Source organism: Streptomyces sp. SUK 48 (assembly GCF_009650765.1).
Lineage (GTDB): Bacteria > Actinomycetota > Actinomycetes > Streptomycetales > Streptomycetaceae > Streptomyces.
Window position 1 is genome coordinate 1,617,274 of record NZ_CP045740.1, and the last position, 23,669, is coordinate 1,640,942.

25 protein-coding genes are annotated in these 23,669 nt (G+C 73.8%); 4 read left to right on the forward strand and 21 right to left on the reverse strand.

Features of this window, described 5'->3' with window-relative positions; genetic code table 11:
• Positions 1–106 precede the first annotated feature (106 nt).
• Complete coding sequence (locus tag GHR20_RS06795; RefSeq protein WP_153812633.1) at positions 107–763, reverse strand: histidine phosphatase family protein; 657 nt, start codon at positions 761–763, stop codon at positions 107–109.
• A 92-nt stretch (positions 764–855) separates the two neighbouring features.
• On the opposite strand from GHR20_RS06795, the gene GHR20_RS06800 reads away from it, so the two are divergent.
• Together GHR20_RS06800 and GHR20_RS06805 are read left to right on the forward strand one after the other, a co-directional pair.
• Positions 856–2,364 carry a bifunctional phosphatase PAP2/diacylglycerol kinase family protein gene (locus GHR20_RS06800; protein WP_148023229.1) on the forward strand — a complete coding sequence of 503 codons (1,509 nt, stop codon included), beginning with the start codon at positions 856–858 and terminating at the stop codon, positions 2,362–2,364.
• A 147-nt stretch (positions 2,365–2,511) separates the two neighbouring features.
• Positions 2,512–3,333 (forward strand): class I SAM-dependent methyltransferase, encoded by an 822-nt coding sequence (locus GHR20_RS06805; protein WP_153812634.1) that lies wholly within the window; start codon positions 2,512–2,514, stop codon positions 3,331–3,333.
• Between the two features lie 42 nt (positions 3,334–3,375).
• Here GHR20_RS06805 and GHR20_RS06810 read toward each other — a convergent pair whose 3' ends face one another.
• The 12 genes from GHR20_RS06810 to GHR20_RS06865 form a co-directional block, all read right to left on the reverse strand.
• Positions 3,376–3,657: a gas vesicle protein K gene (locus GHR20_RS06810; RefSeq protein WP_111581289.1), complete on the reverse strand. Its 282-nt coding sequence runs from the start codon at positions 3,655–3,657 to the stop codon at positions 3,376–3,378.
• The gene (locus GHR20_RS06815) at positions 3,657–3,881 is read right to left on the reverse strand and encodes a gas vesicle protein (RefSeq protein WP_153812635.1); all 225 of its coding nucleotides are present in this window, start codon (positions 3,879–3,881) and stop codon (positions 3,657–3,659) included. Before GHR20_RS06815 ends, GHR20_RS06810 begins: the two co-directional genes overlap by 1 nt.
• Positions 3,878–4,681: a GvpL/GvpF family gas vesicle protein gene (locus GHR20_RS06820; protein ID WP_153812636.1), complete on the reverse strand. Its 804-nt coding sequence runs from the start codon at positions 4,679–4,681 to the stop codon at positions 3,878–3,880. The genes GHR20_RS06815 and GHR20_RS06820 overlap by 4 nt, the downstream gene beginning before the upstream one ends.
• Positions 4,678–5,025 carry a gas vesicle protein gene (locus GHR20_RS06825; RefSeq protein ID WP_148023224.1) on the reverse strand — a complete coding sequence of 116 codons (348 nt, stop codon included), beginning with the start codon at positions 5,023–5,025 and terminating at the stop codon, positions 4,678–4,680. The genes GHR20_RS06820 and GHR20_RS06825 overlap by 4 nt, the downstream gene beginning before the upstream one ends.
• Positions 5,022–6,182 carry an SRPBCC family protein gene (locus GHR20_RS06830; RefSeq protein WP_153812637.1) on the reverse strand — a complete coding sequence of 387 codons (1,161 nt, stop codon included), beginning with the start codon at positions 6,180–6,182 and terminating at the stop codon, positions 5,022–5,024. Before GHR20_RS06830 ends, GHR20_RS06825 begins: the two co-directional genes overlap by 4 nt.
• The gene (locus tag GHR20_RS06835) at positions 6,179–6,835 is read right to left on the reverse strand and encodes a DNA primase (RefSeq protein WP_153812638.1); all 657 of its coding nucleotides are present in this window, start codon (positions 6,833–6,835) and stop codon (positions 6,179–6,181) included. The genes GHR20_RS06830 and GHR20_RS06835 overlap by 4 nt, the downstream gene beginning before the upstream one ends.
• Positions 6,832–7,095: a gas vesicle protein GvpG gene (locus tag GHR20_RS06840; protein WP_111581283.1), complete on the reverse strand. Its 264-nt coding sequence runs from the start codon at positions 7,093–7,095 to the stop codon at positions 6,832–6,834. Before GHR20_RS06840 ends, GHR20_RS06835 begins: the two co-directional genes overlap by 4 nt.
• A gap of 49 nt (positions 7,096–7,144) precedes the next feature.
• The gene (locus GHR20_RS06845) at positions 7,145–7,909 is read right to left on the reverse strand and encodes a GvpL/GvpF family gas vesicle protein (protein ID WP_148023221.1); all 765 of its coding nucleotides are present in this window, start codon (positions 7,907–7,909) and stop codon (positions 7,145–7,147) included.
• The gene (locus GHR20_RS06850; protein WP_148023220.1) at positions 7,906–8,328 is read right to left on the reverse strand and encodes a gas vesicle structural protein GvpA; all 423 of its coding nucleotides are present in this window, start codon (positions 8,326–8,328) and stop codon (positions 7,906–7,908) included. The genes GHR20_RS06845 and GHR20_RS06850 overlap by 4 nt, the downstream gene beginning before the upstream one ends.
• Positions 8,329–8,382: 54 nt before the next feature.
• Positions 8,383–8,844, reverse strand: a complete 462-nt coding sequence (locus GHR20_RS06855; protein ID WP_148023219.1) for a gas vesicle protein — start codon at positions 8,842–8,844, stop codon at positions 8,383–8,385.
• Positions 8,845–9,463: 619 nt separating this feature from the next.
• Entirely contained in the window at positions 9,464–11,311 is a 1,848-nt protein-coding gene (locus GHR20_RS06860; protein WP_148023218.1) for a transketolase, read from the reverse strand.
• A gap of 406 nt (positions 11,312–11,717) precedes the next feature.
• Entirely contained in the window at positions 11,718–12,191 is a 474-nt protein-coding gene (locus GHR20_RS06865; RefSeq protein ID WP_153812639.1) for a phage holin family protein, read from the reverse strand.
• An 82-nt stretch (positions 12,192–12,273) separates the two neighbouring features.
• Between GHR20_RS06865 and GHR20_RS06870 the strand changes: the two genes are divergently transcribed.
• On the forward strand, positions 12,274–12,621 hold the full coding sequence (locus tag GHR20_RS06870; protein WP_085567428.1) for a glyoxalase: 348 nt from the start codon (positions 12,274–12,276) through the stop codon (positions 12,619–12,621).
• A 4-nt stretch (positions 12,622–12,625) separates the two neighbouring features.
• On the opposite strand, the gene GHR20_RS06875 is transcribed toward GHR20_RS06870, so the two are convergent.
• The 6 genes from GHR20_RS06875 to GHR20_RS06900 all read right to left on the reverse strand — a co-directional run bounded on the left by GHR20_RS06875 (position 12,626) and on the right by GHR20_RS06900 (position 20,288).
• A complete protein-coding gene (locus GHR20_RS06875; RefSeq protein WP_153812640.1) occupies positions 12,626–14,587 on the reverse strand; it encodes a DUF5107 domain-containing protein in 1,962 nt (653 codons plus the stop codon).
• A gap of 90 nt (positions 14,588–14,677) precedes the next feature.
• Positions 14,678–15,223 carry a GNAT family protein gene (locus GHR20_RS06880; RefSeq protein WP_153812641.1) on the reverse strand — a complete coding sequence of 182 codons (546 nt, stop codon included), beginning with the start codon at positions 15,221–15,223 and terminating at the stop codon, positions 14,678–14,680.
• 41 nt (positions 15,224–15,264) lie between these two features.
• Positions 15,265–16,188: an LD-carboxypeptidase gene (locus GHR20_RS06885; RefSeq protein WP_153812642.1), complete on the reverse strand. Its 924-nt coding sequence runs from the start codon at positions 16,186–16,188 to the stop codon at positions 15,265–15,267.
• Positions 16,185–18,137 carry a prolyl oligopeptidase family serine peptidase gene (locus tag GHR20_RS06890; protein ID WP_153812643.1) on the reverse strand — a complete coding sequence of 651 codons (1,953 nt, stop codon included), beginning with the start codon at positions 18,135–18,137 and terminating at the stop codon, positions 16,185–16,187. Before GHR20_RS06890 ends, GHR20_RS06885 begins: the two co-directional genes overlap by 4 nt.
• Positions 18,138–18,157: 20 nt before the next feature.
• Complete coding sequence (locus GHR20_RS06895; protein ID WP_153812644.1) at positions 18,158–19,462, reverse strand: M20/M25/M40 family metallo-hydrolase; 1,305 nt, start codon at positions 19,460–19,462, stop codon at positions 18,158–18,160.
• Entirely contained in the window at positions 19,455–20,288 is an 834-nt protein-coding gene (locus GHR20_RS06900) for a M55 family metallopeptidase (protein WP_148023211.1), read from the reverse strand. Before GHR20_RS06900 ends, GHR20_RS06895 begins: the two co-directional genes overlap by 8 nt.
• 247 nt (positions 20,289–20,535) lie before the next feature.
• On the opposite strand from GHR20_RS06900, the gene GHR20_RS06905 reads away from it, so the two are divergent.
• Positions 20,536–22,215, forward strand: a complete 1,680-nt coding sequence (locus GHR20_RS06905; protein WP_243878313.1) for a chloride channel protein — start codon at positions 20,536–20,538, stop codon at positions 22,213–22,215.
• A 49-nt stretch (positions 22,216–22,264) separates the two neighbouring features.
• Here GHR20_RS06905 and GHR20_RS06910 read toward each other — a convergent pair whose 3' ends face one another.
• Both GHR20_RS06910 and GHR20_RS06915 read right to left on the reverse strand, forming a co-directional pair.
• A complete protein-coding gene (locus tag GHR20_RS06910; RefSeq protein WP_153812646.1) occupies positions 22,265–22,801 on the reverse strand; it encodes a MarR family transcriptional regulator in 537 nt (178 codons plus the stop codon).
• Between the two features lie 115 nt (positions 22,802–22,916).
• The gene (locus tag GHR20_RS06915) at positions 22,917–23,636 is read right to left on the reverse strand and encodes a class I SAM-dependent methyltransferase (RefSeq protein ID WP_153812647.1); all 720 of its coding nucleotides are present in this window, start codon (positions 23,634–23,636) and stop codon (positions 22,917–22,919) included.
• Positions 23,637–23,669 lie beyond the last annotated feature (33 nt).

Genomic DNA, 23,669 nt, shown 5'->3' on the forward strand with positions numbered 1-23,669 from the left:
TCTCCGGTCCGGGGGCGGAGCGGGGCAAACCGTTATCGGACGCGGCCGCCCGGGCCCCCTGGCCGCGCCGGTCCGCCGGGGGTCCGGCCGGGCGGACCGGCCCGGTTCACCCGGTCGTGCCCAGCGGCTCCCCCGTCGGGCCGGGGGAGCCGGGCGGCTCGACGGTGTGGGCCTCCCAGGTCAGGGCCCGCCAGCCGGTGCCCGGGTCGCCCTCCAGGGTGATCACACCGGTGTTGGCCAGCGGGCGCGCGGCGGCGAAGGCCACGTCGATGTTGCGGGCGCGGGCCGCGGTCCACATCCGGATCGCGGCGCCGTGGCTGACCAGGGCGACCGTGCCGGCGCCGGTGCGGTACGCCTCCTCGATCACGGCGTCGTAGCGCGCGAGCGCCTCCTCGCCGCTCTCCCCGCCGGGCACGCGCAGCGCGGTGTGCCCGGCCGACCAGGCGAAGGCGGTGCGCATGTAGGACTCCGCCTCGGGGGCGTCGCCGGGCAGCATCTCCAGATGGCCCGCGGACAGCTCGCGGATGCCGTCGCGGACGGTCACGCCGAGCCCGCGCGCGAGGGCCAGCGGAGCGGCGGTGAGCTGGGTGCGGATCAGCGAGGAGGCGTAGAGGGCGCCGATGTCCTCGGCGGCCAGCGCCCGGGGCAGCGCGGCGGCCTGGGCGGCGCCGAGCGGGGTGAGCCCCGGCCCGGGTGCGGCGGTGTCCAGCAGCCGGCGCACATTGGACGTGGTCTGGCCGTGGCGGATCAGGAGCAGGCGCATCCGGGCGGTCTCCTTGCGGCGTCCGGGCGGCGTTCGCGCGGTGCGGAACACAGAGGGACAGGAAACGGGCACTTCAGGGTAACCGCACCCCTATGAACGAGACCGAGACCCCGGACGTGGACCTCACCGCCCCGACCGCCGCCCCGCATCCCCTGTACGAACGGCTGCTCGCGGCCGACGCCCGGCTCTTCGAGCGGGCCGCCCGCTGGAACTGGCCGGGGGCCGAGCGGGTACTGCCCCGGCTGACCCGCAGCGCCAACCACGGGGTGCTGTGGGCGGGCGTGGCCGCGGCCGTGGCGGCGACCCGTACGCCCAGGGCACGGCGGGCCGCCGTACGGGGCATGGCCTCGCTCGCCGTGGCCTCCGCGACCGTCAACACGCTCGGCAAGCGCTCGGTGCGCCGGGCCCGGCCGCTGCTCGACCCGGTGCCGCGCGGGCGGCGGCTGCGGCACCAGCCGGTCACCACGTCCTTCCCCTCGGGCCACGCGGCGTCGGCGGCCGCCTTCGCCGTCGGGGTGGCGCTGGAGTCCCCGGCGTGGGGCGCCGCGGTCGCGCCGCTGGCGATCTCGGTGGCCGCCTCCCGGGTCTACACCGGGGTGCACTTCCCGAGCGACGTCCTGGCCGGTGCGGCGCTGGGCGCGGGCGCCGCCTTCCTGGTACGGCGCCTGGTGCCGGCCCGCACGGCCACGGTGCCCGGCACCCGGCCGCGCGCCGATGTGCCGGCGCTGCCGGAGGGCGAGGGCCTGGTGGTGGTCGCCAACCAGGGCTCGGGCTCCTCGGACCGGGTGAACGGTCTGCGGACGGCACTGCCGCGCGCGGAGATCGTGGAGTGCGAGCCCGACGAGACGGGCGACGCGCTCGCGAAGGCGGCGACGCGGGCACGGGTGCTCGGGGTGTGCGGCGGCGACGGCACCGTGAACGCGGCCGCCGCCGTGGCCCTGCGCCACGGGCTGCCGCTGGCCGTGCTGCCGGGCGGCACCCTGAACCACTTCGCGTACGACCTGGGCGTGGAGGACGAGCGCGACCTGGCCCGCGCGGTGCGCAAGGGCGAGGCGGTACGGGTGGACGCGGGCCGGTTCGTCTCCGACGGCACCGAGGGCCTGTTCCTGAACACGCTGAGCCTCGGGGTGTACCCGGAGCTGGTGCGCGCCCGGGACTCCTGGTCGCACCGGATCGGCAGCTGGCCGGCCGGGCTGCTCGGCGTGCTGCGGGTGCTGCGCGAGGGGCAGCACCCGCTGGAGGTGGAGGTGGGCGGTGAACGGCGGCCGCTGTGGATGCTGTTCGCCGGCAACGGCGTCTACCACCGGATGGGGCTCGCGCCGGGCCGCCGTACCGATCTGGCGGACGGGCTGCTGGACGTGCGGGTGGTGCACGGCAGCGGCCGGCCCGCGCTGCGGCTGCTCGCCGCGGCCGCCGCGGGGCCCCTGACCCGCTCCCCCGCGCACGCCGCGGTCCAGGTGAACCGGCTGCGGCTGACCGGCCTCGCGCCCGGCACCCCGCTGGCCTACGACGGTGAGGTCACGACCGTCTCGGGCGAGGTGACGGTGGAGAAGCTGCCAGAGGCGCTGACGGTCTACCGCCCGCTGCCCAGCACTTCCTGACGGTCGCTCACTGATGGTCCGTCAGTCCAGATGGCAAAACGCGGGTCTCATCATTCGGCACGCGCGCGTACCGTGAACCGTGGCGCCGGCCGGTGGGGCCGGCGCGACGGGACACGCGCCGAGGGCGCGACGAGCAGGGGATGCGGCATGCCGAAGGCACGGGAGACGGCCGTCTACACACATGGGCACCACGAGTCGGTGCTGCGCTCGCACACCTGGCGCACCGCCGCCAACTCCGCGGGCTACCTGCTCGGTTCCCTCAAGCCGCACATGAAAATCCTGGACATCGGCTGCGGGCCCGGGACCATCACCGCGGATCTGGCCGAGCTGGTGCCCGACGGCCGGGTGACCGGGGTCGACCACGCCCCGGGCATCCTGGAGCAGGCGCGGGAGACGGCTGCCGCGCGGGGGCTGGCCAACGTCGACTTCGCGGTCGCCGATGTGCACGCCCTGGACTACCCGGACGACACCTTCTGCGTGGTCCACGCCCACCAGGTGCTCCAGCACGTGGGCGACCCGGTGCAGGCGCTGCGCGAGATGCGCCGGGTGACGAAGCCGGGCGGGTTCATCGCCGTACGGGACGCGGACTACGCGGCGATGACCTGGTACCCGGCGCTGCCCGGCCTGGACGACTGGCTGGAGCTGTACGAGGAGGTGGCGCGGGCGAACGGCGGTGAGCCGGACGCCGGGCGCCGGCTGAAGTCCTGGGCGCTGGCCGCCGGGCTGCGGGACATCACCACGAGCTGCGGCACCTGGACCTTCGCCACCGAGGAGGAACGCGCCTGGTGGAGCGGTCTGTGGGCGGACCGCACCGTCGCCTCCGCCTACGCCGAACGGGCCACGGCGGGCGGCCACGCCACGCCCGAGCGGCTGCGGGCGGTGTCGGACGCCTGGCGGGAGTGGGGGCGGCGGGAGGACGGCTGGTTCGCGGTCCTGCACGGGGAGATCCTCTGCCGCAAGGAGGCGTGAGGACCGGCCCGCGCGGGCGCCCGCGACCGGGACGCGGGCGTCTCAGTCGCGGGGCAGCAGCGGGCCGAGCGGCCCGAGGTCCAGGTTGAGGTCCTCGGGCCGCAGCCCGTAGCGGTTGCGCAGCTCCGCCATCCGGTCCTCCAGGAGCATCAGGGTGAGTCCGATCCGCTCCTCCTGCTCCTCGGACAGATCGCCGGTGTCGAAGCGCCGTACGGCCTGCCGCTCCATCAGCTGGCGCAGCAGCTCCACCACCGTGAGCACCAGTTTCACCAGATCGCGCTCGACCGTGTCGGGTTCGAGGTCGAGCCGCTTGGGGGCGGACATCACAGCTCCTTCGCGGGCAGCTCGTCGAGCGGCGGTTCCGGCGGTACTTCGAACGGCGAGGGCACGGCGGCGTTGACCGAGCTGATCAGCGCGTTCAGGTCGATCCGGACGAGGTCCACGTCGGCGATGCGCAGCGTGATGTCGCCCGTGATGACCACGCCGCCCGCCAGCAGCCGGTCCAGCAGGTCGACCAGCGCGATCTCCCGGCGTTCCACGACGGTCACCGGCTCTCCCCCGCCCGCGCGTCCTCCTCGGCGAACCCGCTGAACGAGTACGCGGCCCAGGGCCCGGTCAGTTCCACCCGCAGCCCTCCGGCCTCGTCCTTGGTGCGGTCCACCAGTTCCACGAACTCCTCGGAGCGGTCCCGGGGCACCAGGTAGGCCGCGTTCAGCACATTGCGGCCCCGGGCGCCGGACAGCGAGGCGTTCTGCGGCGGATGCAGCCGGCTGGCCTCGGCGTGCGCGCACAGCCGCCGGTGCAGGGAATCCGCGAAGCCCTCGGCGGCCTGGAGGTCCGCCTCGTGGGCCTGGGTGTCCGCGCGGCGGCGGCGCAGATAGTCCCGGCCGCTCATCGGCTTGCCGGACCCCTCCGCCGTCGCGGCCCGCTCGCCCGGGGCGGGCTCCGGGGGCGGCTCGGTGAACACCTTGACGCCCCACTCCACCCGGCCCTCCAGCCGGTCCAGGGCGCGCAGGAAGTCCGCCTCGCGGGCCTCCATCATGCTGCGCACCCCGCTGTCGTCCCGGAAGACGGTCGCCAGGCGCAGCGGCAGCGGAGTGGTGACGGTGGTGAGCGCGTCGATCACGCCCTGGTGGGCGCGGGCGGTGGCGGCCAGCCAGTCCATGTTCTCCAGGTGGGCCTTGAGCCCCTCCTCGCAGAAGTCGGCCTCGGGGACCGTACTGACCACCGCGACCAGGCCGCGGTGGGACAGCAGGGCCGGCGGGGCACCCCCGATGCCCGTCAGCTGGGCCTGAAGGGGCGCCCCGAGAGGGCGGCAGACGGCATACACGTAGCGCAGTCCGGTCATGGCGCCTCCTCCCGCGCGTGGCCCGACTCCAGCTCCTCCAGCCGGGCCAGCCGCTCTCTCAGCTCCGCGTTCTCCCGCGTCAGCTCGTCCCGGCGGGCCCGGGAGGACAGGGCCGGGTCGCTCTCCCACCAGTCGATCCCCATCTCCTTCGCCTTGTCCACCGAGGCGACGATCAGCCGCAGCTTGATGGTGAGCAGTTCGATGTCAAGCAGGTTGATCCGGATGTCACCGGCGATGACGACACCCTTGTCGAGGACGCGCTCAAGGATGTCACCGAGGTTGGCACCCGAGCCCTGGCCGTACGGGTCGGCGAAGCCACCCGACCTGGAGGCGGGCGTCGTCATCGACGGCTCCCGTGCTCGGCGTACTCGGGTTCCTCCTCGTCCTCGTACTCCTCTTCCTCGTCTTCGTCCTCGTACTCTTCGTCCTCGGGTTCGTCGTCCTCGTCCTCGTACTCTTCGTCCTCCCGCTCCTCGCCGCCCTCCTCCGGCTCCTCGTCCTCGTCCTCGTACTCGTCCTCGTACTCCTCCGGCTCCTCGTCGTCGTGGTCCTCGGCGTCCTCGGCCCGGTCCTCCGGCTCCTCGGACTCCTGGTCCTGCGACTCCTCGGACTCCTCCTCCGCGACCGCGTCCTCGTGGCTGCGGACGACCTCGCCGTCGCGGATCTCGCCGCGCCAGCCGTCCTCCGCCTCCGCCTTCATGGTGATGAAGCGGGCGTAGTGCTTCAGGTCCAGCCTGACCCGGCGGCCCTGCGCACGCCAGATATTGCCGGTCTTCTCGAAGAGTCCGCTCGGGTAGTACTCGATGACCAGCAGCACCCTGGTCAGGTTGTCCCCGAGCGCGTGGAAGGTGACGACGCCCTTGGTGCTGCCCTTGGCGCCCTCGGAGGTCCACTGGATGCGCTGGTCGGGGATCTGCTCGGTGGTGCGGGCCTTCCAGCTGCGGCTGGACCAGAAGATCTTCGCCTGCCAGTCGGTCTCGGTGTCCCCCGCGCGGGAGACGCTCTTGACGCCGCGGGCGAAGGTGGAGAAGTCCTGGAACTGGGTCCACTGGTCGTAGGCGGTGCGCAGCGGCACACCCACGTCGATGAACTCCATGATCACGGTCGGCTTGTTGCCGCCGCGACCCTTGCCCTTCTTGCCGCCCCCGATGTTCTTGACCGCGTCCATGACGTTGTCCTTCACATGGGACGCCCCGAGTTCCAGAGCGGAGCGCAGAGGCCCCTTGCCCTCGGCGAGCTTACGGCCGCCGTCCAGGGCGAGCTTGGCGAAGCCGGGGCTGTTGCCCTCCGCGATGTCGTTCAGCTTGCCGGTGGTCTCGCCGAGCTTGCGGCCGAGGCCGGTGAGCAGCCGCTGGGCCTGTGCGGACAGGTATTCCTGCGCCTCTTCCTTGAGCCGGTCGACCGCCTCGCTGTTGGCGAGTCCGTCGAGCGGACCGGCGCCATCGGCGGCGCCCTTGGCCTTCCCCGCGGCCGAGGCCGCGGATCCCAGGGACTCGGTCATCGTTCCTCACCGCCCTTCGCGGAACCGCCGCGGCGGGAGCCGGTCGTCTTCTTCGCGGCCGTCTGGCGCTGCGCGCCGGTCTTCTTGGCCGCCGTCTTCTTCGCGGGGCCCTTCTTCTCCGTGGTGCCGGTGCCGGTCCGCCGCGCCGCGGTCTTCTTGGCGGCGGGCTTGCGGGCACGGGACTTCCCGGTGCTCTCCTCGTCGTCCGCCTCGTCGCCCGCCTTGTCGTCGCGGCCGGCCGCGCGGCCCTCGCCCTTGTCCTGCTTGTCCTCGCGGCCGGTGTCGCGCTCGTCCTCGCGCTCCTCCTCGGCCTCGTCGCCGGCCTCGTCCGCGGGCGCTTCCGAGGCTTCCCCGCGCACCTGGGCCGTACGGTCGTGGAGGCGGTCGGCGAGGGAGCTGATCTGCCGCTCGATCATGGCTCCGGAGGCCGCCTTGCCGACGCCCCGCAGATCGGTGCTCAACTGACCGCCGATCTCCTTGAACTGCGGGTTGTCGAGCAGCTGCTTGCGTGCGAGGTCGACGAGCGCGCCCGGGCCGAGGTTGAGCTTCTTGCCCGCCACGAGCGAACCGACCGCGATGGCCATCTTCAGTTTCCTGGTGCGTCCCAGGAAGTATCCGGCCCCTATCGCGAGGCCCAGTGCCGTTCGGTTCATCGTCCCGTTCCGTTGCCTGTGGTGTTGCCGGGACCCTGGGGGGCCTCCAGCCGGTCGAGCAGTTCGTCCTCGCGCTGGTCGAACTCCTCCTCGGTGATCTCGCCCGCCGTCAACTGCTCTTCGAGGCGGGCGAGTTCGGCCCGGACGGTGGCGGGGTCGTAGTAGATCCGTTCCGCCTCACGGAGCACCTGGTTGATCGCCCATCCGCCGCCGCGCACGGGCGCGAAGGGCAGCAGCAGTACTTCTTTGATCAGTCCCATGGGGTCCTCCTTCCGCTCGCCGTCCGGGCCGTTCGGGTCGTCCGCCGCGTCAGGAAGCCGCAGCGGCGGAGTCCGTGTCCGCCGGCTGGGCGGGGCCCGGTTCGACGAAGCTGTACGGCGGCAGCGGGCCGTTGACGCGCAGTTCCAGGTGGGGCTGGTCGGCCCGGATCTGCTCGATGACGGCCAGGAACTCCTCCGCGGTGTCCCGGGCGACCAGGAACGAGTGGTTGAGCAGCCAGCCGGTGGACTCGGGGCCGGCGCTGACCGCGGCGGCCGTCGGCTCCAGCAGACCGCGCACCTCGGCGGCGTCCTCGGTCTCCCGCGCCTTGACGGCGGCGGCGACCATCTCGCCGAGGCGGATCTTGTCGTCGTAACTGCCACCGCCCGACTTGCGGTTCGCGTCGGCGAGGGCGCGCAGGTCCGGCTGCTCGGCCATCACCAGGTGGAGGACGGCGTCCTCGACGTGGTTGGCCTTGACGTTGTACTCGACCTTGCCGTCCAGGGCCGCGAGCCGCTCCCGGTAGTGGTCGGCACGCTCGCCGAGGACCTGTGTGACGGTGTCGTCGTCGGGGGCGACGTTGCCGAACCGCATGGGCAGCACGCAGCCGCCGGCGCCCGCCTCGGCGAGCACGTTCTGGTGCGCGAGCAGGTCCCTGCGCTTGGGACGCAGGCTCTCCGGAGCGTCGCTGACCAGCGCGGTCAGCTCACCCTCGGTGAGGAGCCGCACGGGCAGGGGCGGCTGGCCGACTCCGGTCATCCCCTCGGGGAGGTCCGGGTGGGAACGGGCGGTGATCCCGTAGACGTACGTGCTCACTCCTGCTCCTCCTTGCGGCGACGGCTCGTGGTCTTACGAGCACGGGGGCGTTCCTCGTCGCCCTCGTCGCGTGCCTGCTTGAACGCGTCGGATATGGTCTCGGCCGCGCCGGACAGAGCGCCCTTGGACTTGCCGCGCGCGCCGGACTCGGTCACCTCGCCGACTATCTCGGGCAGCCCGGGGCTCTTGTTGGGACCGGATTCCAGATCGAGGCGGTTGCACGCCTCGGCGAAGCGGAGATAGGTGTCCACGCTCGCCACGACGACGCGAACGTCGATCTTCAGGATCTCGATACCCACCAGGGAGACGCGCACGAACGCGTCGATCACCAGGCCACGGTCAAGCACCAGCTCAAGTACGTCGTAGAGGCCACTGCTGCCTCCACCGCCGCCGCTCTGCTGTGCCGGGACAACGGTCATACCGGCCGTTCCTCCTTCGGTTCGTTGCTGAATGGTCGATTTCGCCCGGCGCGGTCAGCGTTCGGCTCTGCCGCGCTCGTAGCGACGCACCCGCCGGTAGCCGGTGAGCTGCCCCTGGCGGTCGAGTTCGACCAGGTAGCTGCCCATGAGGCTCATGGTGTCCGGCACCCTGGAAAGTTCCAGTACCTCGACCTCGAGGGACCAGCCGTCCTCGGTCTGCTCGAAGGAGGAGACCGATTCGGCTTCGAGCCCGGTCAGCTCGGCGAGCTGGCCGCGCGCCTGCCGCAGTACCTCCATGAGGGGCGGCCGGCGCCCTTCGGGCTCGTGCGTGGACTCCTCGCCGTCGGAGGACGGCCGGGGGGCCCTGCGGGCGGAGGCCCTGCGGGTCTTCCGGGGCTTCGCCTCGGGTTCCGACTCCTGTTCGATTTCCTCCGGTGTCTCCTGCTCGTCTTCCCGCTCGGATTCCCGGGATTCCCGTGAATTCTGTGTACGCGTTGTGCGATGTGTGTTCGACATGGCCACCTCTTGGTGCGGGTGGCCCCTCATTCCGTGGCCAAACCTTCCGGGCCGGGTTCAGTCGCGCAGGTCCGCGAGGCGCGGCCGCGCGGGGCCCGGACAGAGGCCCCGGCAGGACGGCTCCGCCCATGGATCGCCGCGGGTCTGTGGGGCGTCGGCGGTGGTCCGGCGGCGGCCACGGAGGGCAGGAGCCGTCCGGCCTCGACCGGGCGGGAGGCACGGCGACGGGGGCCGCAATCGGCCGCGCGAACGGCGGCGGCCGGCGGTGCTCAGCCGGTCCGGGTGCCGTGCGGCGGCGAGTTGGGTGGTGTCGCGGCGAACCGCCGTGCCGCGTCGGCTTCCTGGCGTCCGCCGAGCGGCACGCCGAAGTGCCGCCCGCGCGAGCCGGCGGTCATCGGGGCGGCGGGCAGGGGGAGTTCGCCCGGCAGCGCGCGGCACGGCCGCGGTCTCGTGGACGGGGGCGCGGAGGCGGGCAGGGGGCGACGGAGTGACAGGAGTCGGCGAGAGCGCCCTCGGTGTGCTCCGGGCACACCCCGGCGGCCGGGGAAGAGGATCTTCCCCGGCCGCCGGACAGGCACGGTGCGCCGGCCGGCCCGTATCGGCCGGCCGGCGTCCTCGCTCACCGCACCACTGCCTCCTCCACCAGCAGCTTCGCCGCGGCCACGATGCCGAGGGCGTCGATGCCCGCGGCGTGCAGCTGCTCGTCGGGGGCGGCCGAACCGGGCATCGTACGGACCCCGAGCCGGACCAGGCGGGGCACGGGGCGGCCGTCGGCGAAGGTCTCCGCGACCGCGTCCCCGATACCGCCCTCGGGGTGGTGGTCCTCGACGGTGAGCAGGCAGCCGGTCTCCTCGGCGGCCCGGCGCAGCGTCTCGGCGTCGGCGGGCTTGACCGAGTACAGGTCGATCACCCGGACCGCGATGCCGTCCTCGGCGAGCCGGTCGGCGGCCGCCAGCGCCTCGGGCACGGTGACCCCGGCGGCGACGACGGTCAGCCGGTCCTCCTCCGAGGAACGCAGCGTCTTGCTGCCGCCGACCGGGAACTCCTCGTCGGCGTCGTAGAGCACCGGGGTCTTGCCCCGGGAGGTGCGCAGGTAGCGGATGCCCTCCAGCCCGGCCATGGCGCCGACCAGCCGGGCGGTCTGGTTGGCGTCGCAGGGGTAGAGCACCGTGGAGCCGTGGATGGCGCGGAACATGGCGAGGTCCTCCAGGCCCATCTGCGAGGGCCCGTCCTGCCCGATGGCCACCCCGGCGTGCGAGCCGACGAGGTTGATCCCGGAGCCGCTGACCGCCGCCATGCGCACGAAGTCGTGAGCGCGGGTGAGGAACGCGGCGAAGGTCGCGGCGTACGGCACCCAGCCGCGCACCGCCATGCCCACGGCGGTGGCGACCAGTTGCTGCTCGGCGATGTAGCACTCGAAGAAACGGTCGGGGTGTGCCTTGGCGAACTCCTCGGTGCGGGTGGAGTCGCCGACCTCGCCGTCCAGGGCGACGACGTCGCCGCGCGCGTCGCCGAGGGCCGAGAGGGCGGCGCCGAAGGCGTCCCGGGTGGCGGCCTCGTCGCCCTTGTCGTAGCGCGGGAGCCGGATCACCTCGGTGGTGCGGTCGCGCAGCGCGGCGGCGGCCGGCGGTTCGCCCACCCGGATGTGCAGCTCACGGGGGCCGCCCAGCTCGGCGATGGCCTCGTCGGCGTCGGGCAGCGGCTTGCCGTGCTGGCCCTCCCGGTCCTCCACGGCGGCCACGCCCTTGCCCTTGAGGGTGCGGGCGAGGATCACGACGGGCTGCCCGGTGGTGGACAGCGCCTCCCCGTACGCCCGGTCGATCGCGTCCACGTCATGGCCGTCGATCTCGATGGTGTGCCAGCCGAACGCCTGGAAGCGGCGGGCGTAGGCGTCCAGGTCGTGGCCGTGCCGGGTGGGGCCGCGCTGCCCGAGCCGGTTGACGTCCACGATCACCTTCAGGTTGTCCAGGTTCTCGTACCCGGCGTGCTCGGCGGCCTCCCACACCGAGCCCTCGGCCAGCTCGCTGTCCCCGCACAGCACCCACACCCGGTAACCGGTGCGGTCCAGGCGCAGCCCGGCGAGGGCGATGCCGACCCCTACGGGCAGTCCCTGGCCGAGGGAGCCGGTGGCCGTCTCCACCCAGGGCAGCCTGCGGGGCGTCGGATGGCCTTCGAGGCGGCTGCCGAGCTTGCGGAAGGTGACCAGTTCCCCGTCCTCGATGGCGCCGGCCGCCTTGTACGCGGAGTACAGCAGCGGCGAGGCATGGCCCTTGGACAGCACGAAGCGGTCGTTGGCGGGATGCTCGGGGCGCTCGAAGTCGTAACGCAGATGGTTGGCGAGGAGTACGGCCATCAGGTCGGCGGCGGACATCGAGGACGTGGGATGCCCGGACCCCGCCGCGTCGGCGGCCCGTACGCTGTCGACGCGCAGCTGCTGTCCGAGTTCGGCGAGTTCGGCGGTGTCCATGGCTCTCCTTGCGCGAGATCGTGGTCGTCGGTCGGTACGCGTCCGTACGGGCCACCCGGGATCACCGGAGCGCGAAGACGGCCGACGGGACCGGCGCCGGTGCCCGGCACGCGCGGGCGACCCGCGACGATGCCCCGGGCGGTGGGCTCGTGCGAGGTTTTCCGCGTATCCGGGGCCGGACCAACCAAACGCGGGGGCACTCACCCGGGCGGAGCACCCGGGGTACCGGCCGGGGTCGCGGGACCGGCGCGGACGGCCGAGCGGGCCGGGTTCCGGGCGCTGTGGATCTCGGACCGCCACCGTCCGAAGGCGCCGGCCCGGTCGGCCGAAGGATGAGCGGGCTCGCGGGACGAGCCCGGGGGACGAGCGGGCCGGGGAGCGGCCCCGGGGGGACTCCCCGCGCCGGTCACCGGCGCGGGTCGTCCAGGTCGGCCGGGGTCATCGGCGGATTCTTGGGGATCGGCGGGTACGGCATGCCGAGGCCGCCCGGAGGGGCGACCGGCGGGGTGCCGCCGACCACGCGGTGCGGCGGATGCGGGTGATGCCCTGACGACCCCGAGGCGCCCGAGGACCCCGAGGACGAGGCGTGGGCGCTGGCCCGCAGCGCGTACGCCACCGCGGCCATCAGCGCCCCGGTGATCAGCGCGGCCGCCCAGCCGGGCAGCCCGGTCGCCAGGGCCAGGCCGACGGCGACGGCGACCGCGCCGCCCGCGTACAGGGCGGCGGCGCCCGACGCTCCGTAGAGCACGGCGGTACGGCGCTGCTTGCGGGTCTGTTCGCGCAGCTCCTCCCGTACCGTCACGCGGGCCACCTGCGCCAGCTCCTCGACCAGTTCCTTGTCGAGATGTTCCAGATGATCCAAAGGCTGTGAACGGTTCATGCCATGCGGGTACCCGGTGCGCACTCCGGGTAACTCCGCGGGTGCGTGCGCGTCGGCCCTCGTCCCAACTAGGCTCGTCCGCATGGAGATTATGGGCGCCTCGCTGCGTATCTGCGTTGCCGACATCGAGACCGCGATCCCCTTCTACGAGCGGCTGGCCGGTGGCACGGCGCAGCGGTTCGCACGCGGCGGGGTCCAGGTCGCCGCGATCGGCTCCTTCCTGCTGATGAGCGGCCCCGAGGCCGAACTGGAGATCCTGCGGAAGGTCACCGCGACCATCGCCGTCAAGGACGTGGGCGAGGCGCGTGAGCTGCTCACCGGCCTCGGCGCCCGCATCCTGGTGGAGCCGGTGCCGACACCGGCGGGCAGCAACATGCTCGCGATGCACCCGGACGGATCGCTCTTCGAGTACGTCGACCAGCACGGCTGAGCGCTCAGGCGGGATCGGGACGCATCCTGAAGTCGTAGCGGGCGGGCAGGGGTTCGTCGGTGAGCCGGGCCCACACCCGGTCGAGCGCCTGGGAGCCCTCCCGCAGATCGGCGATCTCGAACCCCGCGTCGAACACGGCCCGCGCCTCGGCGCGGCGGCCCTCCGCGAGCAGCAACTCCGCCTCCAGCAGCCGGAATCGGCCGCGCCGCCGGACGGTCCGCGGCAGCCGTTCCCAGACGCCACGGGCGTCTGCCGTCCGCCCGGTCCGCAGCAGCGCTTCGAGCGTCTCGCGGCCGAGGGCGGCCCGTTCCGCGATCCGGTCCGGGCCCTCGGGGCGTCCCGCGCCGCACAGGTCGCCGAACGCCTCGGCGTACCGCTCGGCGGCCCGCTCGTGGTGGCCGCCGTCCGCGTCGGCGACGGCGAGGGCGCGCAGCAGCGGCCAGCGGGCGGGGGCGAGCCGCAGGGCGCGTTCCCAGCTGCGGACGGCCTGGGCGCGGTCGCCCGCGTGCCACTGGGCGATGCCGAGGTGGTACTCGGTGTGCCAGGTGGCGGGCGCGCTCTCCAGCAGGTCCCGCCAGTGCGGGGCGACGAGCGTGTCGCCGGCCGGCTCGGGGCCGCGCGGGGCGGGCAGGCTGCCGGTGCGCAGCAACTCCCGCCAGGGTTGCTGGGCTTCGCCGAGCGTGGACTCGGGGAAGGGTGTGCCGGCCAGCTTCCCCCCGGTGCGCAGCACTTCGAGCGCTCCCCAGCCGGAGCCGGTGGCGAGGATCTCGCCGGGCTCGGTGTCGGCGTGCGCCCGCCACCGGGTGTACGCCTCCTCGACGCGGGCGCGCGGCAGCGCCGACTCCAGCTTCTCCTCGGCCCGCCGGACCGCGCCCGGCCACTCCCCCGCGGGCGAGCTGTCGAGCGGGCCGTACGCCTCCAGCCAGGACACCTCGCTCTCCGGTTCCAGGCGCACATGCTCCAACTGGGTGCGGGCCAGGCCCGCCTGGATCTCGCAGTAGCCGCCGGTGCCGGGCTCGGTGAGCCACCGCTGCCAGCGGCGGCCGCCCGGGCCGCCGCCCCAGACGAACAGCTTGCGGCCGCGCAGCGCGTCGGTGGAGGTCTGCACCAGCCCGCGCCCGTCCGCGTCCAGCGCGGCGATCCAGCGGCGCCGGCCGTCGGGCACGTCGTAGAAGTAGTCCGCGGCGTGGGCGCTGTTGAGGGGGTACGTGCGGTCGATGCCGTCGTACGACGGGACGGGCACCCGGCGCAACCGGCGCTCGTAGCCGAACTGCCATGCCTGCTCGGCGGGGGCGAGGACCCGGACCTCCTCGGGCACCGCGGTGTTGGACCACCAGTAGGCGGGCACCGGATGCTCGTGCGGGTTGCGGACGCGGACGCCGACATGCAGGAAGTCGGAGCCGTCCGGCAGCCACAGGTCGACCTGGAAGGGCAGGTCGCGCAGCCGCTCCCACTCCCACAGGCGCAGCATCTCCCCGCCGTCGGGGGCGGGCACGCGCGCGGCGTGCACGGGCGCGCAGGAGAGGGCGGTGTGGCCGGTGGCGCCGATGTTCCACTCGATGCCGCCGGAGAACCAGGCGCCGTTGAGGGCGAAGTCGGCGGGCTGGAACACCGGGTTGCGGTACAGGAGTTCGCGGCCGGTCGGCAGATGGAGCAGGGAGGCGACCCGGCCGCCGAGGCCGGGCAGGACGGTGGCGCGCAGCCGGTCGTTCTCGATCACCAGGGCGTCGAGTCGGCGGGGTGCGCGGGTCCGGCCGTAGCCGTCGCGCAGCCGGACCGGCAGCAGACTGCGCAGTGGCGCGTACCCGAGTCCGCGGGCCATGTCCCGGGGTATGTCCTCCCGGTCGCGGTCGTCGATGCGGTGGACCTCGTCGAGCGGGCGCAGCGGGGGCAGCGGGTTGTCCGGGCCCAACTCGGCGGCGGGCAGGGTCAGTACCTCACGTCGGATCCTTGTCACGACGACCATGGAACCCGGCGTGCGGTGAGACGGCCAGGGGAGCTGCCGGTCAGGATTGCGCAAAGGGCGCGGGGGCCCGGGGCGGCGGACCGTCCGAGGTCAGGCGCGCATCTCGGTGGTGAGCGCCCAGCGTTCGTGGTCCCGCCAGTCCCCGTCGATGTAGATCATCTTCGGGGAGAAGCCCTCCAGGCGGAATCCCGCGCCCCGGGCCAGCGCGATGGAGGCGACGTTCTCCGGCTGGGCGTTGATCTCCAGGCGGTGCAGCGCGAGCGGCCCGAAGGCGTGGCCGATCACCAGGTCCAGGCCCTCGCGCATCAGACCGCGCCCGGCGGCGTGCGCGAACGCGCCGTAGCCGAGGGCGCCGCAACGGAAGCCGCCCCGGACGATGTTGTTGATGTTGATGAACCCGGCGATGCCCCCGCCCTCGCGCTCGCACACCAGGAAGCCGGCCTTCGTCGGGTCGTCGATCAGCCGCGCCGCGTACTCGGCGTACGCGTCCTCGGCGTACGGCGGGAACAGCCACGGGCGGTGCAGGTCCTTGCTCTCGCGGGCGCGCGCGGTGAACTCGGGGCCGTCGTCCAGGGTGAAATGGCGGATGCCCACCCGGGGGCCTTCGCGGAGATGGCGGGACGCGATGTGCGGCATCCGGCCAGCTTACGCGTCCGGACCTGCCGCGCGGCGCGTGCTCAGCGCAGCGCGGGCTCGGCCAGCATCAGCGTCCCCGCGTCCGCGTCCAGCTCCGCCTCGGCCCCGAACGGGATCGTCAGCGCGTCCGCGCAGTGCCCGAACCCCATCTCCTCGCAGACCGGCACCCCGAGTCCGCCGAGCCGGTCCGCGAGGACGGCACGCACCTCCTCGTACGGTCCGCACCGCTCCCAGGACCCGAGCCCGATCCCGGCGACCCCGTCCAGCCAGCCGGAGCGCAGCAGCTGGGTGAGCAACCGGTCGATGCGGTACGGCTGTTCGGTCACGTCCTCGATCATCAGCAGCCCGCCGCGCGCACCGGTCCGGGCGAGCGGGGTGCCGAGGTCGGCGGCGAGCCCGCCGAGGTAGCCGCCGAGGGTCACCCCGCGGGCCCGGCCGGGCACCAGCGCCGTACCGGTCGTGGCGACGGCCTGGACCGTCTCGGGCGCGAACAGGGTGGCCTTCAGGTGCTCCTGCGCCCGGGCGCTCTTGATGAAGTCGATCCCGGCGGCCACCGGCCCGTACAGCGTGACCAGGCCGAGGCGGGTGGCGAACGCCTGGTGCAGATGGGTGACATCGCTGAAGCCGAGGAAGACCTTCGGTCCGGCGGCGCGCAGCGCGTCCCAGTCGACCAGGTCGGCCATGCGCTGGGCGCCGTAGCCGCCGCGGGCGCACAGCACCGCGGCCACCGACGGATCGCACCAGGCGCTCTGGAGATCCGCGGCCCGGTCGGCGTCGCTGCCCGCCAGGTAGCCCAACTCGCCGTGCCGGTCGAGGACATGAGGCATGACGACGGGGTCGAGTTCCCAGCCGCGCAGCACGTCGAGGCCCGCCTGGACGCGCTCCTCGGGCACCGGCCCGCTGGGGGCGACGACGGCCACCCGGGCGCCCGGGGCCAGTCTCGGCGGGCGGGCGAGGGGCTTCACCGGCGCAGCTCCAGTCGGGGCACTCCAGGCGTGTCCAGCTTGAACACCTGTGCGTACAGCGAGAGTTCGGCCTCCAGGGCGCGGATCACGGTGTCCGCCCTGCGGAACCCGTGCCCCTCCCCCTCGAAGGTGAGGTAGGCGTGCGGGACGTCCTTGCCCTGGACGCGGGCGAGGAACTCCTCGCACTGCACGGGCGGGCAGATGACGTCGTCCAGGCCCTGGAGCATCAGGAACGGCACGGCGAGCCGGTCGGCGTGGCTCGCGGGCGAACGCTCGGTGTAGCGGGTCGGCACCTCGGTGAACGGGCCGATCAGGGACTCCATGTAGCGCGACTCGAAGTCGTGGGTGCCGTCGGAGGCCCAGCTGGTCAGGTCGAGGACCGGGTAGAGGATGGTGCCACACGCGTAGACGTTCGTGGTGGTGAGGGAGGCGGCGGTGGTCCAGCCGCCCGCGCTGCCGCCCCGGATCGCGAGCCGCCCGGGGTCCGCGGTGCCCTCCTCGGCGAGCGCGCGGGCGACGGCCGCGCAGTCCTCGACGTCGACCACGCCCCACTGCTCGCGCAGCCGCTCGCGGTAGGCGCGGCCGTAGCCGGTGGAGCCGCCGTAGTTGACCTCGGCGACACCGATGCCCCGGGAGGTGAAATAGGCGATCTCCAGGTCGAGGACGAGCGGCACCCGGCTGGTGGGGCCGCCGTGCGCCCAGATGACATAGGGCGGCAACTCGCCGTCGGGCGCGGCGTGTTCGGGGTGGTGCGGCGGGAAGACCTGGGCGTGCACCTCGCGGCCGTCGGGTCCGGTGAAGACGCGGATCTGCGGCTCGGGGTAATAGGCGGGGTCCACCGGGTCCTGGTGGCGGGCGCCGACGGCGCGGGCGCGGCCCGTGGTGGTGTCCAGCTCGACCACCTCGTACGCGGTGCGCGGGCTGGCGCCGACGGCGGCGACCCGGCTGCCGTGCACGGCGAGGTTCGCGGCGAACTCGGTCCAGGGGCCGGCCGCGTCGACGATCTCCCCGGACTCCGGGTCCAGGATGCCGAGCACGGTCGAGCCCTTGCCGTGCACGACCGCGATCAGCCCGCTGTCCAGCGGCGCGAACCAGCGCAGGCCCAGCTGCCACAGCGGGCCGCCGAACTCCTCCTCGCGGGTGCACAGCGGGACGTCGTCGCGGTAGAGGTTCCACCAGCCGCCGCGGTCGCTGGAGTACAGCAGCCTGCCGTCCGGGGCCCATTCCACCTGGGCGACGGCCTCGCCCGCTCCCCCGGCGACGGTGTGCGCGCCGCACAGGGTGCCGTCCGGGCCGACCTCGGCGACCCGCAGTTCGGTGCCCTCCCAGGGCATCCGCGGATGGTCCCAGGCGAGCCAGGCGGCGCGCCGGCCGTCCGGGGAGAGCCGGGGTCCGGTGACGAACTGGTGCCGTTCTTCGGTGAGTTCGCGCACCGCGCCCCGGTCCTCGGCGGCCGAGCCGTCGAGGGGGACGGCGGCGAGGACGCGCCGGACGTCGCCGGGGTCGTCGCCGGTGTACTCCTCCAGCACGCACCACACCTCGCCCCGTTCGAGGTCGAGCCGCGGTTCGGCCCAGCGCAGTCCGCCGCCGACCGGGGAGAGCGGGGTGAGCGGGCGGGGTTCGCCGCCCGGCTCGTACCGGTAGAGCCGCTGGTCGGCGAAGTGGGCGAAGACCACGAGGGGTTCGCCGCCCCGGCTCTCGGCGGTCCAGGGCCGGCCGCCGTACTCGATGACGCGGGTGCGCACGTTCCACGGCGGGGGCAGCAGCGATTCCTCGGTGCCGTCGGCGCGGCGCCGTATCAGCGCGCGGCGGCCGCCCTCGCCGGGGCGGGGTGCGGTCCACCAGATCTCGTCCCCGACGTGGTCCACCCAGTCCGGGCGGCCGTCGTGGGCGGCGGCGAGCGCCGCGTCGATGGGTGACGGCCAGGTGCCGTACGGCGTCCGGTGCATGTTGTCCTCCCCCATGTCGTCTAGGCCGTGCGCAGGAAGCGGTCGAGGACCCGGACGCCGAAGCGCAGCGCCTCGACGGGCACGCGTTCGTCCACTCCGTGGAACAGCGCCTGGTAGTCGAGCCCTTCGGGCAGTTTCAGCGGTGCGAAGCCGTAGCCGGTGATGCCGAGCCGGGAGAACTGCTTGGCGTCGGTGCCGCCGGACATGCAGTACGGCACGACATGCCCCTCGGGCGCGAACTCCTGTACGGCCGCCCGCATCCGGCCGAAGAGCGTCGAGTCCACCGGTGCTTCGAGGGCGGCCTCGCGGTGCGCGAACTCCCAGTCGACGTCCGGTCCGGTGAGCCGGTCGAGGGTGGCGGTGAACTCCTCCTCGCCGCCCGGCAGATAGCGTCCGTCGACATGGGCGACGGCCTCGCCCGGGATCACGTTCACTTTGTAACCGGCTTCCAGCATGGTCGGGTTGGCGCTGTTGCGGACGGTCGCCTCCACCAGTCGGGCGGCCGGGCCCAGCTTCTCCAGCAGCCGGTCGACATCGCCGTAGTCGGCGTCGATGCCGTACAGCGCGGCGAGTTCGGCGAGTGCGGCGTGCACGGTCGGGGTGAGCCGCGCCGGCCACCGGTGCTCGCCGATGCGGGTGACGGCGGCGGCGAGCCGGGTCACCGCGTTCTCCTGGTTGACCTTGGAGCCGTGCCCGGCGCGGCCGCGCGCGGTCAACGTGAGCCACCCGGTGCCGCGTTCCCCGGCGGCGATCGGGTAGATCTGCCGCCCGGCGCCGTCGTGGAAGGTGAAGGCGCCGGACTCGCTGATGCCCTCGGTGCAGCCCTCGAACAGATCGGCGTGCGCGTCGGCGAGGAAGCCGGAGCCGTCCTCGGCGCTGGCCTCCTCGTCGGCGGTGAACGCGACGACCAGATCCCGGCGGGGCCGCGCCCCCGTACGGGCCCAGGAGCGGACGACCGCGAGGATCATCGCGTCCATGTTCTTCATGTCGACGGCGCCCCGCCCCCACACCACCCCGTCCCGGACCTCCCCGGAGAACGGGGGCACGCTCCACTCGGCTGCCTCGGCGGGCACCACGTCGAGATGACCGTGGACCAGCAGGGCGTCCGCCTCCGGGTCGGTGCCCTCGATCCGGGCGACCACATTGGTACGGCCCGGGGTGCGCTCCAGCATCAGCGGTTCGAGGCCGGCGCCGGCCAGCCGCTCGGCCGCGTACTCGGCGGCGGGCCGTTCCCGGCAGTCGCCGCCGCCCCGGTTCGTGGTGTCGATCCGGATCAGCCCCGAGGTGAACTCCACGACCTCGTCGAGGGCCCGCGGGTCAGCCATACTGCTCCTCCACGGCGCTGGAGGCGATCGTGGTGACCGCCTTGAACGTCCGGATGCCCTCGTACATCGTGGCGCTGGTGTACGCCACCTTCCGCTCGCCGACGCGCGCGACGCCCGGGACCACGGTCGCGGCCAGCGCCAGATGCTCGGCGTCGAACTCCACGGCGACGGTGAACGGCCCCGCCTCCACGGGCGCGTGCCGCACGGCGAGCCGGGCCGCTTCCTTGGCGGCGGCGCGGATGTCGGCGGCGGTGCGGGTGGGGGTGCGGCAGACGGCCGCGTACCGCGACACATGGTCCTTGACGGCGACCTTCAGCGCCTCGGGCGCGTAGCCGAGCGCGTCCTCGCAGGCCACGTCGTCGCCGGTGACGAGGACGACGGGGACGCCGTACTCGGCGACGACCTGCGCGTTGAGCAGGCCCTCGCTGGCGCGTTCGTCGTTCAGCCAGACGCCGGTGATCTGGTTGGCGAGGTAGGTGTGGGCGAGCACGCCCTCCATCCCGGCGCCCGCGTGGTAACCGATGAAGGCGACGCCGTCGACGTCCCCGTGCTGGACGCCCTCCACCATGGACAGCGCCTTGTGCCGCCCGGTGAGCATCTCGACCCGCTCATCAAGCTGTTCGAGCAGCAGGTTGCGCATCGTCCAGTGGGCCTCGTTGACGAGCACCTCGTCGGCGCCGCCGTCGAAGAATCCCTGCGCGGCGGCGTTCACGTCCGAGGTGAACATCCCCCGGCACCGCTCCCACTGCGGCGTCCCCGGCAGCACGTCCGCCGGCCAGGTGACACCGGTGGCCCCCTCCATGTCGGCACTGATGAGGATCTTCATGGACCAGCACGTTACGCGCTGCGGGGTCACCGGACCAGGAAAGCGGCCGGGACGACGTGGCGGCTCCGCCTCATCTTTTGCATAATGCAAAAGTGAGGAAGGAGAATAAATGAGTGCCATATCGGCGGCAGAGGACGAGAAGCGCGGGAGCGGCGTCGGAGCGAGGGACCGGGCGCCCGCACCGGAAGGGTCAGGACCGACGCGACCGGTGGGACCGGTGGGACCGCCCCAGGGAGCCTGGACCGTCCTGGTCCTGGCCGTCGTCGTCGGCGCCGGGGCGGGCGCGGGCTCGATCGTCTTCCGCTGGTGCATCCAGACGTTCACCCGGCTGCTGTCCGGCCACTTCGACTACGCCGCCGCACCCGGCGCCGCCAACCCCCATGTGCCCTGGCTGGGGCCGTACTTCGTACTCCTCGCCCCGGTCGTCGGCGGCCTGCTCTACGGCCCGCTGGTCAACCGGTTCGCCAAGGAGGCACGTGGGCACGGGGTGCCCGAGGTGATGCTCGCCGTCGCCCAGCGGGGCGGCCGGATCAGCCCCAAGGTCGCCGTGGTCAAGACGCTGGCCTCGGCGCTGACCATCGGTTCCGGCGGTTCGGTGGGCCGCGAGGGCCCCATCGTGCAGATCGGCTCGGCGCTCGGTTCCACCCTCGGGCGGCTGACCGGGGCGGCCGAGAGCCGGATGAAGCTCCTGGTCGCCTGCGGCGCGGCGGGCGGCATCGCGGCCACCTTCAACGCGCCCCTGGCCGGTGTCTTCTTCGCCATGGAGCTGATCCTGGGCACCTTCTCCGCCGAGGCGTTCGGCGCGACCGTGCTGGCCAGCGTCACCGCGAGCGTGATCGGCCGCGCCGCGTTCGGCGACAACGCCTTCCTGAACCTGCCCGGCTTCCACGTCGGCCACCTCTCCCAGTACGCCCTGTTCGCCCTGCTCGGGGTCGTCGCGGCCGCCGTCGGCGTGAGCTTCACCCGCTTCCTCTACCTGGTCGAGGACGCCTGCGACCGGCTGTGGCGGGGCCCGGAGTGGCTGCGCCCCGCGGTCGGCGGGCTGGCGCTCGGCCTGGTGCTGCTGGCCCTGCCCCAGATGTACGGCGTCGGCTACCCGGTGCTGCAGAAGGCGACCGCGGGCGGCTACGCGGCGGGCTTCCTGCTTCTGCTGCTGGCCGGGAAGATGCTCGCGACCAGCCTCACCATCGGCATCGGCGGCTCCGGCGGCGTCTTCGCGCCCAGCCTGTTCATCGGCGCGATGCTCGGCTCGGCGTACGGCATCGGCGTCCACCGGCTGCTGCCCGGCTCGGCCGGTGCCATGGGGGCGTACGCGCTGGTCGGCATGGGCGCGGTGTTCGCGGGCGCGGCCCGGGCGCCGATCACCGCCGTGGTCATCCTGTTCGAGCTGACCGGCGAGTACTCGATCATCCTGCCGCTGATGCTGGCCGTCGTACTGGCCACCGCCACCGGCCGGCTGCTGTCCCGGGACACCGTCTACACCCTCAAGCTGCGCCGCCGCGGCATCGACCTCGAAGGCCCCGCCCCGGGGGCGCCGCTCGGCGCCCAGCACGTCGGCACCGTCATGGAGCCGCTGCCCGCTCCGCTGCCCGTGACCATGCCGCTCAAGGACGCCGCCGACCTGCTGAGCCGGTCCAGCCATGGCACGCTCCCGGTCGTGGCCGGCTCCGGGGAGTACATCGGCGTGGTCACCGCCCAGGCCGTGGCCGAGGCCCTGGCGGAACAGCCGGACGCGGCGCCGGCGACCGTGGGGCAGCTCGCGGAGCCCCCCGCCGCGGTGCTCGCCGACCAGCCGCTCGCCCAGGCCCTGCACGCCTTGCTGGCGGCCGCCGGGGGCGGGCTGCCCGTGCTCGACGCCGAGCGGGGCAGGCCGGTGGGCTGGCTCAGCCACCAGGGCGCGCTGCGGGCGGTGCAGGCGACGGCCTGAGCGATGCCGGCTTCTTTGCATCATGCAAGGCAGCGCCCGGGAGCGGCGGTCAGATCTCGTGGGCCATCGACCCGTCCACGATCCAGCCCAGCGGATGCGGTTCGGGGTCGTCCGCCCCGGGGGCCGGCGGCTCCCCGCCCGCCTCGTTGAAGGCGTTGAGGGCCTCGATGAGGGCCAACCGCTCGGTAGGGCGGAGCCGTTCGACGATGGCGGCGATCTCGGCGCGGCGCCCGGCGGTCACGTCGGCCACGATGCGCCGGCCCTCCTCGGTCGGCCGCAGCAGGGTCTCGCGCCGGTTGTCCGGGTTGGGCTGCCGGTCCGCGAGCCCGGCGGCGATGAGCCGGTCGACCATGCGCATCGCGGTCGAGGGCGCCACCTGGAGCAGTTCGGCGAGCGCCACCAGTTTGGTCGCCCCCCGGGTCGCCAGGACCACGAGCATGCGGAACTGGGCGAGGGTCACCCGCTCCTCGACAGCGGCGAGGGAGCGGGCGGAGACGGCCACCAGCAGACGGGAAGCGGTCAGCACGGCCCTGGTGACCGCGTCGACGTCGTCCAAGGCGCCCGCGGGGGTGTTTCTTTCCGGCATGGCTCCTTTCTACCGCGCCCGGCCCGGGACGCTCGCACGAGCGTCCCGCCGGGCCGGTGCGCGGGGGGGTGCGGGACGGCGCGAGGGGCCGTCCCGCACCTCGCGGTGGGCCCGGCTACCGGCCCGCGAGCACGAACCAGCGGGCCGGCAGGTCGATGCGGGTGCCGTCGGTGAGGTGCTCGGTCTGCGGGAGGACGGTGTCGCCCTCGGCGAGGACGGTCAGACCGGCCTCGCCGAGCAGGCGCGGGACCTCGCCCTCGTCGGCGTCGGCGGGCTTGAGCCGGTGGTGGAAGACGCGCTGGAGCTTGGGCGGCGGGCCGGACGGCTCCGCGGCGGCGCGCCCGAGGACATCGCGGGAGGCGGGGGTGAGCTCCACCACGAAGGCGCGGCCCGCGCTGCCGATCAGCGTCGCGACGGCGGCGGCGACCGCGGGGCGCGCGGCGGGCTCGCTCTGGTGGATGACGGCCCGCATATAGACGTTGCAGTCGCCGAGCCGGTCGTGCAGGGCCTGCACCGCGTCGCCGTCGGTCAGGTCCAGCTGTTCGAACTCCACGGGCGCGTCCCCGGCGGCGCGCCGGGCGTGCTCGACGGCCGCGTGCGAGAGGTCGACGCCGACGGCACGGGCGAACCGGGTGGCCAGATAGCGGGTCTGGGTGCCGTTGCCGCAGCCGAGGTCGACTATGGTGCGGGCCGGGTCCGCGTGCGGCAGGAGCAGCGCGGAGTGCGGCTCCGCGGTCAGCGAGGGGTCCGAGTCCCAGATCGCCTCGCCGGGAGCGTCGGAGGTCTCGCTCCAGTAACTCTCCCAGTTGCCACGGTAGTTGTCCGAAACGTTCATACGCTCTCCCACGATCGGTTGCAGTGATCGGGA

Coding starts and splice junctions, on each gene's coding strand:
- GHR20_RS06795 (WP_153812633.1), bottom strand. CDS start 763: ATGCGCCTGCTCCTGATCCGCCACGGCCAGACCACGTCCAATGTGCGC.
- GHR20_RS06800 (WP_148023229.1), top strand. CDS start 856: ATGAACGAGACCGAGACCCCGGACGTGGACCTCACCGCCCCGACCGCC.
- GHR20_RS06805 (WP_153812634.1), top strand. CDS start 2,512: ATGCCGAAGGCACGGGAGACGGCCGTCTACACACATGGGCACCACGAG.
- GHR20_RS06810 (WP_111581289.1), bottom strand. CDS start 3,657: ATGTCCGCCCCCAAGCGGCTCGACCTCGAACCCGACACGGTCGAGCGC.
- GHR20_RS06820 (WP_153812636.1), bottom strand. CDS start 4,681: ATGACCGGACTGCGCTACGTGTATGCCGTCTGCCGCCCTCTCGGGGCG.
- GHR20_RS06825 (WP_148023224.1), bottom strand. CDS start 5,025: ATGACGACGCCCGCCTCCAGGTCGGGTGGCTTCGCCGACCCGTACGGC.
- GHR20_RS06830 (WP_153812637.1), bottom strand. CDS start 6,182: ATGACCGAGTCCCTGGGATCCGCGGCCTCGGCCGCGGGGAAGGCCAAG.
- GHR20_RS06835 (WP_153812638.1), bottom strand. CDS start 6,835: ATGAACCGAACGGCACTGGGCCTCGCGATAGGGGCCGGATACTTCCTG.
- GHR20_RS06840 (WP_111581283.1), bottom strand. CDS start 7,095: ATGGGACTGATCAAAGAAGTACTGCTGCTGCCCTTCGCGCCCGTGCGC.
- GHR20_RS06850 (WP_148023220.1), bottom strand. CDS start 8,328: ATGACCGTTGTCCCGGCACAGCAGAGCGGCGGCGGTGGAGGCAGCAGT.
- GHR20_RS06855 (WP_148023219.1), bottom strand. CDS start 8,844: ATGTCGAACACACATCGCACAACGCGTACACAGAATTCACGGGAATCC.
- GHR20_RS06860 (WP_148023218.1), bottom strand. CDS start 11,311: ATGGACACCGCCGAACTCGCCGAACTCGGACAGCAGCTGCGCGTCGAC.
- GHR20_RS06865 (WP_153812639.1), bottom strand. CDS start 12,191: ATGAACCGTTCACAGCCTTTGGATCATCTGGAACATCTCGACAAGGAA.
- GHR20_RS06870 (WP_085567428.1), top strand. CDS start 12,274: ATGGAGATTATGGGCGCCTCGCTGCGTATCTGCGTTGCCGACATCGAG.
- GHR20_RS06875 (WP_153812640.1), bottom strand. CDS start 14,587: ATGGTCGTCGTGACAAGGATCCGACGTGAGGTACTGACCCTGCCCGCC.
- GHR20_RS06880 (WP_153812641.1), bottom strand. CDS start 15,223: ATGCCGCACATCGCGTCCCGCCATCTCCGCGAAGGCCCCCGGGTGGGC.
- GHR20_RS06890 (WP_153812643.1), bottom strand. CDS start 18,137: ATGCACCGGACGCCGTACGGCACCTGGCCGTCACCCATCGACGCGGCG.
- GHR20_RS06895 (WP_153812644.1), bottom strand. CDS start 19,462: ATGGCTGACCCGCGGGCCCTCGACGAGGTCGTGGAGTTCACCTCGGGG.
- GHR20_RS06900 (WP_148023211.1), bottom strand. CDS start 20,288: ATGAAGATCCTCATCAGTGCCGACATGGAGGGGGCCACCGGTGTCACC.
- GHR20_RS06910 (WP_153812646.1), bottom strand. CDS start 22,801: ATGCCGGAAAGAAACACCCCCGCGGGCGCCTTGGACGACGTCGACGCG.
- GHR20_RS06915 (WP_153812647.1), bottom strand. CDS start 23,636: ATGAACGTTTCGGACAACTACCGTGGCAACTGGGAGAGTTACTGGAGC.